A 16,761-nucleotide genomic window follows, 5' to 3' on the forward strand; every position below is an offset into this window, starting at 1 on the left:
CACCACGCCGATTCCTTGCCGGCTACCGGGACCTGATGGACCTACCGGACTTCTGGCGCCTCGCCGCAGTCGGCATGGCGTCGAAACTGCCGCCCGGCATGGTCGGTCTGAGCCTGCTGCTCCTGGTCGGCCGCGATCACTCGTACGGCACCGCGGGCCTTGCGGTGAGCGCCTTGGCGGTGGGCCAGGGCACCACCGCTCCCCTGCGCGGAAGGCTCATCGACCGGTGCGCCGTCCCTCCGGTCCTGCTTGGCTGCCTTGCCGGGTATCTGACGGCCACCCTTGCACTGGTCCTGGCGGTGCGCGGCAGCGGATCCCTGCCTGTGGTCCTGGCGCTCGCCGCGGCCATGGGGGCGAGCGCCCCGCCGGTCGCCGTCATGATGCGGTCGGTGTGGCACCGGTCCGCGGACTCCGGGACGCTGGCCACCGCGATGGCTCTCGACTCGTCGATGATGGGCACCGCGCTGATCGCCGGTCCTGTGCTCGCCGGTTGGCTGAGCCTTTCGGTCTCACCTGTGGCGCCCTTCGCAGTCGTGGCGGTGCTGACGGCCGCCGCAGTCGGCCTGCTGGTCAACTCGCCGCATCCGCCCTTGCGTTCCACGCGGCCCGGGCACTGGCTCGGCCCTCTGGCATCGGCTCCCCTGCGACGTCTGCTGGCCGCGGACGCCCTCTTCGTCATGACGGTGACCGCGGTCGACGTAGTGCTGCCGCTCTACGCACGGGAGTACCACGCGGCCGGGTTCACCGGCCTGTACCTGGGTGTCCTGTCCGTCGGCAGTGTTCTGGGCAGCCTCGCCCTGGGCGCCGTACCGAATCTGCTGTCCCGCGGTCCGAAGATCTCCGTACTGCTCGGCGTGTTCGCGGCAGGGACCGCTGCGCTGACGCCGGCCGCGGGGATGTCGCCTCTTGCGGTGCTCGCGGTCTGCCCGCTGGCCGGCCTTGCGATCGGCTGCACCTTCGCGGCGCTGCGCACGAGGGGCGGCGACCTCGCCCCGGAGGGACGCGTGACCGAGACGATGTCCTGGCTGAGCAGCCTAGACATGGTCGGTGGTGCGGTGGGCGCGGCGGTGTTCGCACACGTCGCGGCCGGCGAGGGAAGCAGAACGGCGCTGCTGCTGATACCGGCCGTCGCCCTGCTGGCCGCTGCAATCGGCTGGAGCACGCCTTCGGGGAAGCAGCCGTGACGGATCCGTGGCTCAGGAACGGCCGCAGCGCGTCGCGGCACTGTGTCGTTCCGGTGAATCGAGCGCCGTCGCCCTCGTGTCGTGCGCACGGAATCGCGAGACTGGACGAAGCCGACGGGAGAGGGGACTGCGATGGAAACGGACCGACACGCTCACGTCCTGAGTGGCACCGGGGACGAAGCCGCGCGCCACTATGAGCGGGCGCTCGACGCGTTGTTGTTCTTCCGTGGGGAAGTCGCCGACGAGGCGCAGGCGATGGTGGCGGCGTCTCCCGATTCGGCGATGGCGCACGTTTTCGGCGCCTATCTCGGGCTTCTTGGCACCGAGGAGAAGGAAGCCGCCGAGGCCCGGCGGTCCTTCGGCGCGTTCCGGGGCGCCGTCGATCTTGCCGGGCTCTCGCCTCGCGAGAAGATGCACGCGGCGGCTGCCGAGGCGTGGCTGGACGGGGACATGCTTCGCGCCGGCGAGATCCTCGGCGAGGTCAGCACCGCGTTCCCCCGCGACGCCCTGGCCCTCGCCGTCGGTCACCAGATCGACTTCTTCACGGGCGACGCCCGGCGGCTGCGCGACCGGATCGGCGGCGCGCTCTCCGCGTGGGACAGCGACGACCCGCACTACGGCCCGCTGCTGGGGATGTACGCCTTCGGCCTCGAAGAGGCGGGGCACTACGGGCACGCCGAGGAGATCGGGCTGCGGGCGGTCGAACGGCATCCGCGGGACGTGTGGGGCATCCATGCCGTCGTCCACACGTACGAGATGCGGGGGCTGTTCGGCGAGGGGATCCGCTACCTGGACGCACGGACCGAGGACTGGGCCGAGGGCAATTACCTCTCCGTCCACAACGCGTGGCACTACGCCCTGTACGCGCTCGAGGCGGGGAGCGTCGAACGAGTCCTCGGCGTCTACGACAGCACGCTCCACAACGAGGCATCGCAGCCCGTTGCCATGGAACTCCTGGACGCCTCGGCCCTGTTGTGGCGGCTGCTCCTGGCCGACATCGAGGTCGAGCCCCGGTGGGCGGCGCTCGCCGAGGCGTGGGCAGGGCGCGAGGACGGCGCCTACTACGCCTTCAACGACGTCCATGCCGTGATGGCGTACGCGGGAGCCGGGCGGCTTTCCGATGCAGAACGGCTGGTGAAGGACCGCGAGCAGTGGCTCGACCGGACTGATCCTGTCGTGTCGAACCACGCGATGACACGCGAGATCGGGATCCCGGTGTGCCGCGCGCTCATCGCCTACCGGCAGCGGCAGTACGCCCGCGTGGTCGAGTTGCTCGCCCCGATCCGCTATGACCTCAACTCCTTCGGCGGCAGCCACGCCCAGCGCGACGCCGTCCAGCGCACGCTGGTGGAGGCGGCCATCCGTTCCGGCCGGCACGATCTGGCGCGCACCTTGCTCAGCGAACGCATCAACCTGCGTCCCATCTGCCCCTACAACTGGCGGGCCCGTGCCCGGCTGGCCGATCGGCTCGGCGACACGTCTGAGGCCGGGACCGCCACGGCTCGCGCCGAGGAACAGGCCGCTGTCGGGGCCGCCGCGTTGGGCTGACCCCGCAGCCACGCCGCTCCTCGCCCATGCCCGTCCCCCAGCCCATGGCCGTCCCCTTCAGCCCGTGCCCGTCCCCCTCAAGGGTGACCGTGTTATCCACAGTCACGGTGCTGTACACAGATTCAGATCGAGCTCTTCCGCCTCAACCTGCCTGCGCCGTAACGTAATTGGCGCGGGACATCATCGCCCTGCCGGCGGTTTCGTGTCCGCATGGATCGGGGGATTCAGGTGTCGAGGGCAAGTAGTCCGGGGCTGCCGCGTTGCGGAGCCATCGGGCCGTACGCGGCCTCCGGCTTCCCCAGCGAGCGAGAGAGCGGAGCAGCCCTGCCATGAGTCAGCCACGAATCCTGACCGTGCGGCCCGAACCGGGCCAGTACGCGTGGACGTTCGGCGGTGCGCCTCCCGTGGCACGGATCGCTCCGGGTACGGTCCTGGACCTGTTCACGGAAGACTGCTTCGCGGGGAACGTGCGCTCCGAGAAGGACCTGGTGTCCGAGGTCTGCCAGTTCCCGTACCTGAACCCGCAGACCGGCCCCTTCCACGTCGAGGGCGCCGAGCCCGGCGACACCATCGCCGTGCATTTCGTATCGATCGAACCCGCCCGCGACTGGGCGGCGTCCACCACGGTCCCGCTCTTCGGGGCCCTCACCTCCACCCACACCACCGCATCGCTCCAGCCGCCGCTGCCCGAGACCGTATGGATATGGCAACTCGACCGCGACCGGCGCACCGCGCACTTCAGCGCGCGTGACGGCGACTTCGAGATCGCGCTGCCGATGGATCCGATGCACGGCACGGTCGGCGTCGCACCGGCCAACCTGGAGGTGCGCTCGGCGCTGGTACCCGACGCGCACGGCGGCAACATGGACACGCCCGAGATGCGGGCCGGGGTCACCTGCTATCTCGGAGTGAACGTGGAGGGCGCGCTCCTGAGCCTTGGTGACGGGCACGCACGGCAGGGCGAGGGCGAGACCTGCGGGGTCGCCGTCGAGTGCGCCATGAACACCGTCGTGATCGTCGAACTCCTGAAGGGGATCAGCACTCCCTGGCCGCGCCTGGAGTCCGACACCCACATCATCTCCACCGGCTCGGCACGCCCCCTTGAGGACGCCTTCCGAATATCGCAACTCGACCTGGTGCAGTGGCTGGTGCGCGACTACGGCTTCAGCGAGCTGGACGCCTACCAGTTCGCGACGCAGACCGTCGAGTCGCCGCTCGCCAACGTCTGCGACACCAACTACACCTGCGTGGCCAAGCTCCGCAAGGAGTGGCTGCCGGCGCGCGAGACTCACCGAGGGCTGCACGCGCGGCTGCGAGAGGCGGCCACGCTGCTGCCCCACTGAGAAGTCCAGCTTTCCCCCCACCGAGAGGCAGGACGGCCATGGATCGAGCAAGACGATTCCCCAGCAGGCGTGCGCTGTTGCAGGGAGCGGCCCTGGCCGCCGTCCCCGCCGCGCTCCTCCCCGCCACCCGCGCCACCGCCGGCGCCCGGGCAGTCGACTACCCCCTCGCCGAATGGGTCCCGGCAAGCACCTCCAACTACACGGCCGCCAACCGCCCCGCCACCTACCCAGTCGACTACGTGATCGTCCACGTCACCCAGGAGACCTACGCCGACACGCTCGCCATCTTCCAGAACTCGGCGAAGAAGGTCTCGGCGCACTACGTGGTGCGCTCCAAGGACGGCCGCATCGCCCAGTGCGTCCGCGAGCGCAACGTCGGCTGGCACGCGGGGAACTGGGACTACAACACCCGCAGCATCGGTATCGAGCACGAGGGATGGGTGGATCAACCCGAGTACTTCACCGACGCGATGTACGAGCAGTCGGCGCTGCTGACCGCGGCCATCTGCGATAAGTACGACATTCCCAAGGACCGCAAACATATCCTCGGCCACGTCGAAGTGCCCGGCGCAAACCACACCGATCCGGGCCCGCACTGGGACTGGACGCGCTACATCCGCCTGGTCAACTCGGCCTGATGCCGCCCGGCTGAAGCCGTGGCGCTCGGTGGGGCGCTCGTCGGGGCGCTTTCCGAGGTGCTCGTCAGGTGCTCGTCAGGTGCTCGTCGGGGTGCTTGTCGGGGCACGCTCTCGGGGCGACGATGGCTGCACCGCATCGCCGTCTCGGGAGGCCGAGTTGACCGAACCATGGGTGGCCCTGGAGGCCGGCGCAGATCCTGCCGAACGGGTGCGGATACTGCGACGCGCCCACGAGAGGTTCACCGAGGCAGGGACGGTCACGCGGCCCGTGCGCTCCGTGGTGGCCGACTCGTGGCGCCGATCGGCCAGGGCCCAGGTCAGCCCGGAGGACACCGGCGCGGCGGTGGATCTCACCGACGGTGACCTCGGTTCGTATCGGGCCGAGCATCCGCTGGCCGGGGTGATGCCGCTGTTCCGCGAGCTGATGGGCACGTTCGCGACGGACGGCGAACACCTCCTGGCGGTGTGCGACGCGCACGGCAGGCTGCTCTGGGTCGAGGGACACCCCGCGACCCGGCAGAAGGCGGGGCGGATGAACTTCGTGCCGGGCGCGCGGTGGGCGGAGTCCGCGATGGGGACGAACGCTCCGGGTACGGCGGTGGCGGTGGACCGGCCGGTGCAGGTGTTCGCCGCCGAGCACTTCATCCGGCGCGTCCAGCCGTGGACGTGCGCGGCGGCTCCGGTGCACGATCCCCGTACCGGGCGGCTGCTCGGGGCGGTGGACATCACCGGGGGCGACCGTCTGGCGCATCCGCACAGTCTGGCCTTCGTGCAGGCGGTGGCCCGGGCGGCGGAGTCACAGCTGGCGCTGCTGGCGCCGCCGGTGCGGGCCGGCGACACCGTGGGGCTCACCGCGCTCGGCCGTGACGAGGCGCTGGTGCTGATCGGCGGCCGCAAAGTGCGGCTGAGCCGCAGGCACAGCGAGATGCTCCTCCTGCTCGCCCGCCACCCGGAGGGACTGACCGGCGACGAGCTGCTGTGCGCGCTGTACGAGGACGAGTCGGTGACGCCCGTGACACTGCGGGCCGAGCTGGCCCGGCTGCGGCGCCTCCTCGGGCCGGAGCTGCTGAGATCGCGCCCCTACCGGCTCGCGGTGCCGGTCGAGTCGGATGTCGACGCCGTCGAGCGGCGGCTCGGTTCGGGGGCGGTCACCGCGGCCGCCGCCGCGTACGCGGGCCCGCTCCTGCCCGCTTCGCAGGCCCCTGCCGTGGCGCGGCTGCGGCGCAGGCTCGCCGATCAGCTGCGGGCGGCGCTGATCGCACGCCGCGATCCCGACCTCCTGAGCGACTGGGCGAACAGTCCGTGGGGCGAGGACGATCTGCCGGTGTGGCGCGCGCTGGCGCAGGTACGGGCGACCCCACCGGTTCTCGCCCGCCTGCGGGAGCTGGACACGGAGCTGACGGACGCGGGGCAGGCGAGCTGAGCGCACCGGGCGCCTCACGCAACGTATCTGCAACGTCCGTGCTCCTACTCTCCGGGCGAGAGCTGCCCAACGGCGGGCAGCCTTCCCCGGGAGGCCAGCAAGATGACCCGTTACGCAGCGCCCGGCACCGACGGCGCAGTTGTCTCCTACCAGGCCCGCTACGACCACTTCATCGGCGGCGAGTACGTGCCGCCCGCCCGCGGCCAGTACTTCGAGAACCCCAGCCCGGTCAACGGCCAGCCCTTCACCGAGATCGCCCGTGGCACGGCCGAGGACGTGGAGCGTGCCCTGGACGCGGCGCACGCCGCCGCGCCCGCCTGGGGCCGTACCTCTCCCACCGCACGCGCGGACGTCCTGCGGAAGATCGCCGACCGCATGGAGGCGAACCTCGAACAGCTCGCGGTGGCCGAGAGCTGGGAGAACGGCAAGCCGGTCCGCGAGACGCTGGCCGCCGACATCCCGCTCGCCATCGACCACTTCCGCTACTTCGCGGGAGTCCTCCGCGCGCAGGAGGGGTCGCTGAGCGAGGTGGACGAGGACACCATCGCGTACCACTTCCACGAGCCGCTCGGTGTCGTCGCGCAGATCATCCCGTGGAACTTCCCCATCCTGATGGCGACGTGGAAGCTGGCGCCCGCGCTCGCGGCGGGCAACGCGGTCGTCCTCAAACCCGCCGAACAGACCCCGGCCTCCATCCACTACTGGATGAGCCTGGTGTCCGACCTGCTGCCGCCGGGTGTCGTCAACATCATCAACGGCTTCGGCGTGGAGGCGGGCAAGCCACTCGCCTCCAGTCCGCGGGTCGCGAAGGTCGCCTTCACCGGTGAGACCACGACGGGGCGGCTGATCATGCAGTACGCCTCGGAGAACATCAAGCCGGTGACGCTGGAGCTGGGCGGGAAGTCGCCGAACATCTTCTTCGACGACGTATGGGCCGCCAACGACGACTTCCGCGACAAGGCGCTCGAGGGCTTCACCATGTTCGCCCTCAACAACGGCGAGGTCTGTACCTGTCCGTCGCGTGCCCTCGTCCAGCGGGGTCACTACAACGAGTTCATGGAGGCGGCGGTCGCCCGCACCGAGAAGATCGTGCCCGGCCACCCGCTGGACACCGACACGATGATCGGCGCCCAGGCCTCCAACGACCAGTTGGAGAAGATCCTCTCCTACCTGGACATCGGCCAGCAGGAGGGCGCAAAGGTCCTCACCGGCGGCCAGCGCATCACGTACGACGGCGAGTTGGCAGGCGGCTACTACGTCCAGCCGACGATCTTCGAAGGCGACAACCGCATGCGGATCTTCCAGGAGGAGATCTTCGGCCCGGTGGTCGCGGTCGCGTCGTTCAACGACTTCGACGACGCCATCAAGACCGCCAACGACACGCTGTACGGCCTGGGCGCCGGAGTGTGGACGCGCGACATGAACACCGCCTACCGCGCGGGCCGCGCGATCCAGGCAGGCCGGGTCTGGACGAACTGCTACCACGCGTACCCCGCGCACGCGGCGTTCGGCGGCTACAAGCAGTCCGGGATCGGACGCGAGACGCACAAGATGATGCTGGAGCACTACCAGCAGACGAAGAACCTCCTGGTGTCGTACTCTCCGAAGAAGCTCGGCTTCTTCTAGAGGCATTCTTCCAGAGGCACGAGAAAAGGCGCCTGACCTGTTCTTTTACCCGTCAGGCGCCTTCCGCTCGGCCCACTCAGAGCCCGCTGATCAACAGCTCATTCGTCGCCCGGGCCGACGACAACCTCACCACGTTACGGACGGGTACCTGCCACCGGCTTGAGCATCCCTCCGGATTCCTCGCCTTCCACCACGGCCGGAAGAGCTCTCAGTCCACGTAGGGGCTTTCGCTCAGTCGGTGGTCCCTTCGGATTTTCCCTCACCTGTGACTGTCCAGCCAACCGGCAGTCGTTGCGGGGAAGTGATGGCCGATCAATACCGTGGGCACGGTGCAGAACACCTGACTCGGTCACCAGCGCCGTCACTTGGCGACTGGTTGTGTCATTGCCCAACCGATACCCCACGACCAACGTCGGCATCAACCTGGCTCCCTCCAGCCCCCGTCCACGCTAACGAGTAGGACCATTCCCGGGCCAAGATCCCGTAAGTTACGTAAGTTCGCCAGAAGTCCACCGTCGGCGCTGCCTCCACGAGACGGCCTCTCCTTCCTACCCGGCTCTCATTCCTTGCCCGACCACGCGCCCATCGCCGCTGCCTCCTTCGCATAGGTGGCGAAGCGCTTCGAGGGGTGGCCGGTGAGGCGGTGGACGGTATCCGTGGGGTGGGCGTCCCCGAGAGCGGTGAGGGCGGCGAAGGCGCTGATCTCGCGTTGGACGTCCTCCACAGCGCGGCCCTCGGCGCGGCCGGTGGCGCGGTAGGTGTCCTGGTCTCCGTGGAATGCGACGGAGAGTTCGGCGGCGCGGCCGATCGTCGCCAGCGCATCCGCGAAGGAGAGGGCCTCGGGGCCGGTCACCTCGTACGTGCGGCTGGTGTGCCCGTCCTCGGTGAGCGCGGCGACGGCCACCGCGGCGATGTCGTCCGCGTCGACGAACGTCTGACGGCACTCGCCCAGCGGCAGCGCCAGCGAGCCGTCGAGGACGGCCTCCCGGAAGATGCCTTCGTCGAAGTTCTGGTTGAACCAGTCGGCCCGTACGACTGTCCAGTCCGCCCCGGAGTCACGCACGAGGTGCTCGGCGGCCATCAGCCGCTCGTCGCCCATCTCCTCGATGGCGCGGCTGGACAGCAGGACCAACCGCCGTACGCCGGTCGCGAGCGCGCGATGGACGAAGTCCGGTGCCAGCGGCAGTTCGTGAGGGAGCATCAGGTAGACGCGTTCGGCGCCGGCGAGCGCCGGTTCCCAGGTGGTGTCGTCGTGCCAGTCGAAGGGGACGTCGGAATTCCGGGAGGCGGCCCGGACCGGGTGGTGGGCCTCGCGCAGCCGGGCGGCGACCCGGCGGCCGGTGGTGCCGCGGGCGCCGAGGACGAGAACCGGGGCGTGGGGAGTGGTGGGGGGTGCGTCATGCATGCCCGGTGCAACGAGAGAAGTCCCGTTGAGGCACCGGGGCCCGTCACCGTCCCTGATCGGCCTCCATGGCCGCGGACACCTTCTCGCAGAGTTCCGCGAACAGGGCGCTCTCGCCCTCGGTGAGAACCGAGGCGGCGATCTGTCCGATGTCGTGGTGGCCGCGGGCGATCCGGGCGAGGAACAGGTGGCCCTCGGGGGTGAGGGAGGTGCTCAGTTCGCGCCGGTCCTCTCCGGCCGCCACCTGCTGCACCAGGTTCAGGTCCTTCAGCACGCGCAGGGCCTTCGACGTGGTTTGCCGGGAGACCTCCAGCACGTCGCTCAGTTCGGAGGGTCGCATGGAACCGTGCGCCCGCAGAAGTTCGAGCGTGTCGTACTGGTGCCAGTTGACGCCCTCGGGGTTGACGCGGGACCGGCGCGCGACGAAGAGGCACTGAAGGTGGGTCAGGGCCGCCTGCAGAACGGTCGGCTGCGGATGATGGGTGGGGATCAAGCCGTCTCGTGGAGTCATGAGCGCTTCCGGTACGGGGATAACCGGTGGGGGGGAACCCCAAGATATCAAGGGGTCGCGGGCCCGGGCCGTCGCGGTGGCCGGGAGATGTTTTCCCTGAGGACACCATCTTGGGGCGTGAACACGCCAACCGCGGGTACCGGGGTGCGAGGGCCGGTCGCGAAGACGTACCGGTCGACCCGCACCGGACGGTCAGGGCAGACGATACGGGGACGGGGCTGTGCTTCATGCCCAATTCCGTCGGCCGACGTGCGCGTGTAACGCGCGGAAAAACCCACTCAACCTGCGGAACAGCACGAGTGTTTGACATCGACACAAAATCGTGGTTAGCATCGATTTCCGGAAAGAAATTACATTTTTATTCCGCTCCGCTGACAATGCACAAGCCCGAATCAGGTTCTCCATGGAATGCGCGGCGCGCGTCCGTGGAACTGCGGGAGCCCTCCCTCCGGACCCCCACCCCGAGGAGATCAGCGATCATGGAAAATAACGTAGATGTCCCGTCCTTATTACGCACGGGAAGTCCACCGAACTCGGCACCCCCTCTCGTCCTGACGACCCTCTTCGAACGGATCGTCCGCGCACACGGCGGGTCCGTCGCCCTTGCGGACGGCACGGAACGGGTCACGTACGACCACCTCAACCGGCAGGCCAACCGGATGGCTCGGCACCTCCGGGACCGAGGTGTCACCAGAGGCGACCGCGTCGGAGTGCACATGCGCCGGTCCCCCGACCTCTACGCGGTCCTCCTGGCGGTCCTCAAGGCCGGGGGCTGCGTGGTCCCGCTCGACCCCGCGTATCCCACGGAGTACCTCGCCCGCATCCTCCGCGAGGCCCGCCCGTCGCCGGTGATCTGCGACGACCCCACCGTTCTGCCCCCCGACGTCCGCGACGGTGCGCTCGCCCGGGACGACCTGGTCAGGGGCAGCGAGAGCCTCCCCGACGACGACCCGGACCCCGGCACCGGCCCGGAGGACACCGCGTTCCTCATGTACACCTCGGGCTCCACGGGCCGGCCGAAGGGCGTACGGATCGCGCACCGCGGACTGGCGCGTCTTGGACCGCACAGCGGTCCCCTCGACATCACCCCCGAGGACGGCCTTACCCAGTCGGCCGCGTTCTCGTTCGCCGCGTCGACCATCGAGATCTGGCTGGCGTTCCTCCACGGCGCCACCCTGCTGCCCATGCCCCCCGGACTGCCCTCGCTGCCGGACTTGCGCGAGGCCGTCGAGAAACGCGGCGCGACCGTGCTCAGCCTCCCCTGCGGCCTGTTCAACGCCCTGGTCGACCAGGAACCCGAATGCCTGCGTTCGGTGCGGATCGTCCTGCTCAGCGGCGACTTCCCCTCCCCCGACCACCTGCGACGGGCCCTGGCGCACACCGACGCGGTCCTCTACAACGGCTACGGCTGCACCGAGAACTCCTCCATCACCGCCCTGCACCCGCTGACCTCGCCCTCAGACGTCGACGGCGCGGGCGTCGTCCCGATCGGACGGCCACTGCCGGCGGTCACGCTGGACGTCTACGACCCGCTGATGCACCCCTGCGCCACCGACGAGGTGGGCGAACTGTGCGTGGGCGGCACCGGTGTGGCGCTCGGGTACGCCGACCAGCCGGAGCTGACCGCCGAGAAGTTCACCAGGGACCCGGACGGCGACGGGCTGCTCTACCGCACCGGAGACCTCGCACGGCGGAACAGGAACGGCGACATCGTGCTGGTCGGGCGGTCCGACAGCATGGTGAAGATCCGCGGGTTCCGGGTGGAGACCAGCGCCGTGACGCTGGCGATGCGCGCCCTCGACGGGATCGCGGACGCCGCCGTGAAGGCGTTCGAGGACGACGACACCCGCGAGAAGCGCCTCGTCGCCTTCTACACCACCCCCGACGGCCGCCCGGCCGCCACGGGCGATCTGGTCCAGAGGCTCTCTGCGGACCTGCCCTCCCACATGGTCCCCTCCACGTTCCGGCACCTGGAGAAGATGCCGACGAACGTGAACGGGAAGATCGACCGCACCGCGCTCACCGTGGAATCCCAGAAGAAGAAAATCCAGAAGAACCGGAACGAGAATTCAGAGAAAGGCAAGAAGGCCATGCAGAACCCCCTCGAAAGTGTCGTCCTCCAGGCCTGGATCGAAATCTCCGGAATGGACGATTTCTCGACCACCGATTCCTTCCTGGGACACGGCGGGAATTCCCTGCACTTCGTGCAGCTGGCCTCCCGCCTCCAGAAGATATTCGGAATCGAGATCACCACCGAGTCGGTTTTCCGGCACGGCACGGTCGAGCAGCTCGCGCGCTTCATCGACGAGTCCCGCGACCAGGCAGCCACCACCTCTTCGTCGTCGCAGGGCTGACGGAGCGCCGGACAGCGACCGGCACGTCGGGCCGGTCGCCCGACGTCCGAGGAGGGTGGCAAACCCGTGAACGACCCCTTGATCACGGCAATTCTGAACCTGGCACGGAGAACACTCCGGTCTCCCGACCTGGGACCGGACGAGCCCTTCCTGGACCACTGCGACGATCCCGCGCTGCTGGACGAACTGGACGCGGTGCTGCGGTCCGTGTTCGGCGTCGACTCGGCGTCCGACGGTGGACCGGGCGGGCAGAGCGCGGCGGCGGTGGCCGACCGGCTCGCACAGAGCCGGTCCGGCTCCACCGGGCAGGACGGGCAGGAGGTGACGGCCGGGTCCGCGCCGCGCAGCGGCGGCACGGCGGAGGCCTCGTTCGGCCAGAGCGGCATCTGGCTCATCGACCAGTACCTGCCGACCCCGCAGGCGTACAACGGGCCGTTCCTGGCGCGGCTGCCGTTCCGGCTCGACGGGGACCGGCTGCGCCGGGCCGTCGCCGGAGTGCTGCGGCGCCAGGAAGTCCTGCGCACCACCTACGCGTTACGTGACGCCCGACTCCTCCAGGTCGTCTCCGACGACGACACGGCCTTCCACTACGGCATCGAGCACTACGGCGACGACAAGGAACTCGACGCGCTCGCCCAGCGGGTGGCCAACACCCGCCTCGACCTGGAGCACGGGCCGGTGCTCTCCGTGACCTGCGCGCTCGGGCCGGGCGAGGAGAGCGCGATCGTCTGCAACATCCACCACATCGCCTCCGACGCCGCCTCGGCCGGTGTCTTCCTGCGCGAACTCATCGACGCCTACGACCGCATCGGACGGGGCCTGCCGGTGGAGACCGTGCCGGGACGCCCGCAGTACGCCGACTTCGCGCACTGGCACCGCACGCACCTCACACCCGAACGCACCACGCGCCTGCTCGACGAGTGGGCCGACCGGCTCGCCGGGGAGCTGCCCGTGCTCGCCCTGCCCGCGGACCGGCCCCGGCCCGCCACGCAGGAACACCGGGGCGGCACCGTTCCCTTGCACGTTCCGGCCCCCGTGACCGAGAAGCTGGAACGGCTCGCGGAACGCGAGGGCGTCACGCTGTTCATGACGCTGCTCGCGGTGTACGGCACGTTCCTCGCCAAGCTGACCCGTCAGGAACGGGTCCTGGTCGGCTCACCCGTCTCCCTGCGGGACGACCCGCAGACCAAGGACCTCGTCGGCTACTTCGTCAACATGGTCGTGCTGCGCCAGGACGTGGCGGGCTCGATGACCGTGCGCGAGGTGCTGGGGCGGGCGCGCGAGGAGGTGGCCGACGCGCTGCGGCTGAAGTGGGCCCCCTTCGACAAGGTCGTCGAGCGGCTGCGGCCCGACCGCGGCGGCGGTCACACGCCCGTCGTCCAGACGATGCTCGTCCTCACCGACCCCGGCTCCGCGCAGGTCACCTACGACGGAACGCCGTTGAGCATCCGGCGGGACATGGCGCACGGCGCCAAGTACGACCTGTCGGTGGTGTGCGCCCGGGAGGCGGACGGGCTGCGCTGCAGCCTGGAGTACGACACGCACCTCTTCGACGAGGCGACGGCGCGGAGCATGGGCGAGCAGCTGGGCCGGCTGCTGTCCCGGTTCGCCGATGCCTCGCCGGACACCCCGGTCCGCGAACTCGGGCTGCTCACCGCCGACGAGGAGCGGGAGGTGCTGGCCCACGACGACCGCGTGGACCGCTCCGCGCCCCCGGTGCCGGTGGCCGAGCTCTTCGAGCGGCAGGCGGCGGCCACCCCGGACGCCGTGGCCGTCACCGACGGCGGCCACCGGTGGACGTACCGGGAACTCGACGAGCGGGCCGGACGGCTCGCACGGGTCCTGCGCGAGGAGGGCGCGGCGGCGGGCCGCCGGGTCGCCATCGCGCTGCCCCGCTCTCCCGACATGGTCGCGGGACTGCTCGCGGTCGTGAAGTCCGGGGCGTCCTACGTCCCGCTGGACCCGTCCCACCCGCCGGAACGGGTGGCGTACGTCCTCGACGACACCGCGGCACTCCTCGTCCTCACCGACAGCGCCACCGGTGCACAACTCCCGCCCGGGACAAGGCTGCTGGAGACCGACCGACAGGCGGAGAGGATCGCAGCGGCCGACCCCGCGCCGCTCGGCCCCACCCGCACGCCCGACGACGAGATCTATGTGATCCATACCTCCGGGTCGACCGGCGCCCCCAAGGGCGTCGTCATCAACGACCGCACGGTCGGCAACCTGGTCGCCGCACAGGACCGGGTCTCCCCGTGCGGGGCGAGGGGCACCACCCTCCAGTACATGACGCTCTCCTTCGACGTCTCCGTGATGGAGATCCTGGGGACGCTCTGCGTCGGCGGAACACTCGCCCTGATCCCGGACGAACTCCAGAAGGACCTGCACCGGCTGGCCGCCTTCGTCGCCGAACACGACGTCACCCGCCTGTACCTGCCGTACATCGCGCTCCAGAGGTTCGCGGCCCTCGCCGTCGCAGAGGACCTGCGCTGCGACGCGCTGCGCGAGGTGACCTCGGTGGGCGAGGCGCTGGTCGTCTCCCCGCAGATCCGGGAGTTCTTCGCCCGGCACCCCCGGGCCCGGCTGCTCAACATGTACGGTCCGTCCGAGACCCACCTCGCCACCTGGCACGAGCTGTCCGGCGAACCCGCCGACTGGCCCGAGGCCCCGCCGATCGGGCGGGCGGTCGACGGAATGCGGCTGCGCGTCCTCGGCCCGGACCGCGAACTCCTCCCGCCGGGCGTCACGGGTGAGCTGTACATCGGCGGCCCCCACCTGTCGCCGGGATACCGGGGCCGCCCCGAGGAGACGGCGCGCCGCTTCCTGCCCGACCCCTACGGCGCCGAGGGCGAGCTGGTCTACCGTACGGGCGACCTCGTGCGGTGGAACCCGCGCGGCGACCTGGAGTACCTGGGCCGCGCCGACGACCAGATCAAGATCCGCGGCTACCGCGTGGAGCCCAGCGAGGTGGAGGCCCGCCTCGACGCCCTTGACGGCGTACGCGACTCGGCCGTGGTCGCGGTCGAGTTCGGGCCCGGCGACCGGCGGCTGGTGGCCGCCGTCACGGGTGACGGCGCCGACGACGGCATACGGCTGCGGGCCGCACTGGCCGAGCGGCTGCCCGAGTACCTGGTGCCCGCGCACCTCGTCCGCCTCGACCGGCTGCCGACCACGCCGAGCGGGAAGATCGACCGGGCCGGGCTGGCCGGGCGACTGGCCCGGGAGGTGCGCGACCGGCGCACGGACGAAGGCTCGGAGACGGCCCAGCCACCGCGGGCCGGCACCGAAAGCGCGATCGCCGACGCCTGGTCGGACGTCCTCGGCAGCGGCTCCCCCGGACGCGACGGCGACTTCTTCGCACTGGGCGGCAACAGCATCATCGCCACCGAACTCGTCTACCGACTGCGGACGTTGTTCGAGGTCGACATCCCGCTGCGCGCCCTGTTCGACAACCCCACGGTCGCCGGAATGGCCGCGCGGATCGACGAGCGCCGGGCGGGCGGCACCGATGCCTTCACGGAGCCCGCGGCCGACCTGCGCGCCGACGTGACCCTGCCGGACGCCGTCCGGCCCGGCAACCGCGAACCGGTCGCGCCGAACGCCGCGACCCGGTTCCTGCTCACCGGGGCAACCGGCTTCCTCGGCAGCTGGCTGCTGCGCGAACTCGCGGCCGTCCCCGGGCACACGGTCACCTGCCTGGTGCGCGCCGACGACGCGGACGCCGCCCTGGCCCGGCTGCACACCACGGCCGACCGGTACGGCATCGCCGACGGCATCGCCTGGGACCGGGTACGCGCCGTCCCCGGCGACCTCGCCCGGGACCGGATGGGACTGTCCGACGCGGACCACGCCGACCTGGCCGAGTCGGTCGAGGCGGTCCACCACGCGGCGGCGCACATCAACTTCGTCCTGCCGTACGCCTCGGTGAAGCCGGCCAACGTCGACGGACTGCGCTCCGTCCTGGAGTTCGCCGCCGCGGGACGGCTCAAGCACGTGCACCACATGTCGACCGTCGCCGTGTTCGCCCCCGGCCGCGAGGGCGGGCCGATCACCGAGGAGGCAGTGCCCGACACGTGTGAAGGGCTCGGCATCGGCTACACGCAGAGCAAGTGGGTGGCCGAGGGCATCGCCCGTCTTGCCCGCGAGCGCGGGATGCCGATGACCGTCTACCGCATCGGCCGGATCTCCGGCGACAGCGTCACCGGCGCCTGCCAGGCCGACGACTTCCTGTGGCGGCAGATCAAGAGCTTCATCGAACTCGGTTCGGCCCCGCCCGCCGAGGAGCTGACCACCGACCTGCTGCCGGTCGACTTCGTCGCCAGGGCCGTGCACGCCCTGTCCCGCGAGCCCTCCGCCGACGGCGCCACCCACCACCTGTTCCACCCGCACGGCTCCGACTTCACGCCCGTGCACGCCGCCGTCCGCGACTGCGGCCACCCGCTCGACACCGTTCCGACCGAGGAGTGGCTGACCCGCCTGGAGGACTCGGCCCGTCGCCCCGGGGGCAACGCCCTCGCCGCGGCCGTGCCGCTGTTCCGGGAGGGCGCGCTGGAACTCGGCGACAACACCTACGCCAACGAGCGGACGACCCGGCTCCTCGACCGGCTCGGACTGCACTGGCCCGACATCGAGCGCCGCTCCCTGACCCGCATGATCCGCTGGTTCGAAGCGGCCGGCGAACTGGACCGCCGGCCCCCCGGGCGCCAGAGCGCGTAGAGCGGGCCGCACAGCG

At 70.5% G+C, this 16,761-nt stretch carries 10 protein-coding genes; 8 read left to right on the plus strand and 2 right to left on the minus strand.

Annotation, left to right across the window (positions count from 1 at the left end; all coding sequences use genetic code 11):
• Positions 1 to 35: 35 nt before the first annotated feature.
• From ACWFR3_RS04030 to exaC, 6 genes are all read left to right on the plus strand, one after another.
• A complete protein-coding gene (locus ACWFR3_RS04030) occupies positions 36 to 1,184 on the plus strand; it encodes an MFS transporter (RefSeq protein WP_453732958.1) in 1,149 nt (382 codons plus the stop codon).
• A gap of 132 nt (positions 1,185 to 1,316) precedes the next feature.
• Positions 1,317 to 2,732: a tetratricopeptide repeat protein gene (locus ACWFR3_RS04035; protein WP_453732959.1), complete on the plus strand. Its 1,416-nt coding sequence runs from the start codon at positions 1,317 to 1,319 to the stop codon at positions 2,730 to 2,732.
• 329 nt (positions 2,733 to 3,061) lie between these two features.
• Positions 3,062 to 4,075: an acetamidase/formamidase family protein gene (locus ACWFR3_RS04040; RefSeq protein WP_453732960.1), complete on the plus strand. Its 1,014-nt coding sequence runs from the start codon at positions 3,062 to 3,064 to the stop codon at positions 4,073 to 4,075.
• 38 nt (positions 4,076 to 4,113) lie between these two features.
• A complete protein-coding gene (locus tag ACWFR3_RS04045) occupies positions 4,114 to 4,713 on the plus strand; it encodes an N-acetylmuramoyl-L-alanine amidase (RefSeq protein WP_453732961.1) in 600 nt (199 codons plus the stop codon).
• Between the two features lie 157 nt (positions 4,714 to 4,870).
• A complete protein-coding gene (locus tag ACWFR3_RS04050) occupies positions 4,871 to 6,136 on the plus strand; it encodes a GAF domain-containing protein (RefSeq protein WP_453732962.1) in 1,266 nt (421 codons plus the stop codon).
• 102 nt (positions 6,137 to 6,238) lie between these two features.
• Positions 6,239 to 7,762 carry an acetaldehyde dehydrogenase ExaC gene (gene exaC, locus ACWFR3_RS04055; RefSeq protein WP_453732963.1) on the plus strand — a complete coding sequence of 508 codons (1,524 nt, stop codon included), beginning with the start codon at positions 6,239 to 6,241 and terminating at the stop codon, positions 7,760 to 7,762.
• A 559-nt stretch (positions 7,763 to 8,321) separates the two neighbouring features.
• Here exaC and ACWFR3_RS04060 read toward each other — a convergent pair.
• Both ACWFR3_RS04060 and ACWFR3_RS04065 read right to left on the minus strand, forming a co-directional pair.
• Entirely contained in the window at positions 8,322 to 9,167 is an 846-nt protein-coding gene (locus ACWFR3_RS04060; protein WP_453732964.1) for an SDR family oxidoreductase, read from the minus strand.
• 43 nt (positions 9,168 to 9,210) lie between these two features.
• Positions 9,211 to 9,675 carry a MarR family winged helix-turn-helix transcriptional regulator gene (locus tag ACWFR3_RS04065; RefSeq protein WP_453732965.1) on the minus strand — a complete coding sequence of 155 codons (465 nt, stop codon included), beginning with the start codon at positions 9,673 to 9,675 and terminating at the stop codon, positions 9,211 to 9,213.
• A gap of 479 nt (positions 9,676 to 10,154) precedes the next feature.
• Here ACWFR3_RS04065 and ACWFR3_RS04070 point away from each other — a divergent pair, with 479 nt between their 5' ends.
• Positions 10,155 to 12,029 (plus strand): non-ribosomal peptide synthetase, encoded by a 1,875-nt coding sequence (locus ACWFR3_RS04070; protein WP_453732966.1) that lies wholly within the window; start codon positions 10,155 to 10,157, stop codon positions 12,027 to 12,029.
• Between the two features lie 66 nt (positions 12,030 to 12,095).
• Positions 12,096 to 16,745, plus strand: a complete 4,650-nt coding sequence (locus ACWFR3_RS04075; RefSeq protein WP_453732967.1) for a non-ribosomal peptide synthetase family protein — start codon at positions 12,096 to 12,098, stop codon at positions 16,743 to 16,745.
• The last annotated feature ends 16 nt before the right edge of the window (positions 16,746 to 16,761 follow it).

The sequence above is a fragment of the Streptomyces sp. NPDC055189 genome, assembly GCF_053606765.1.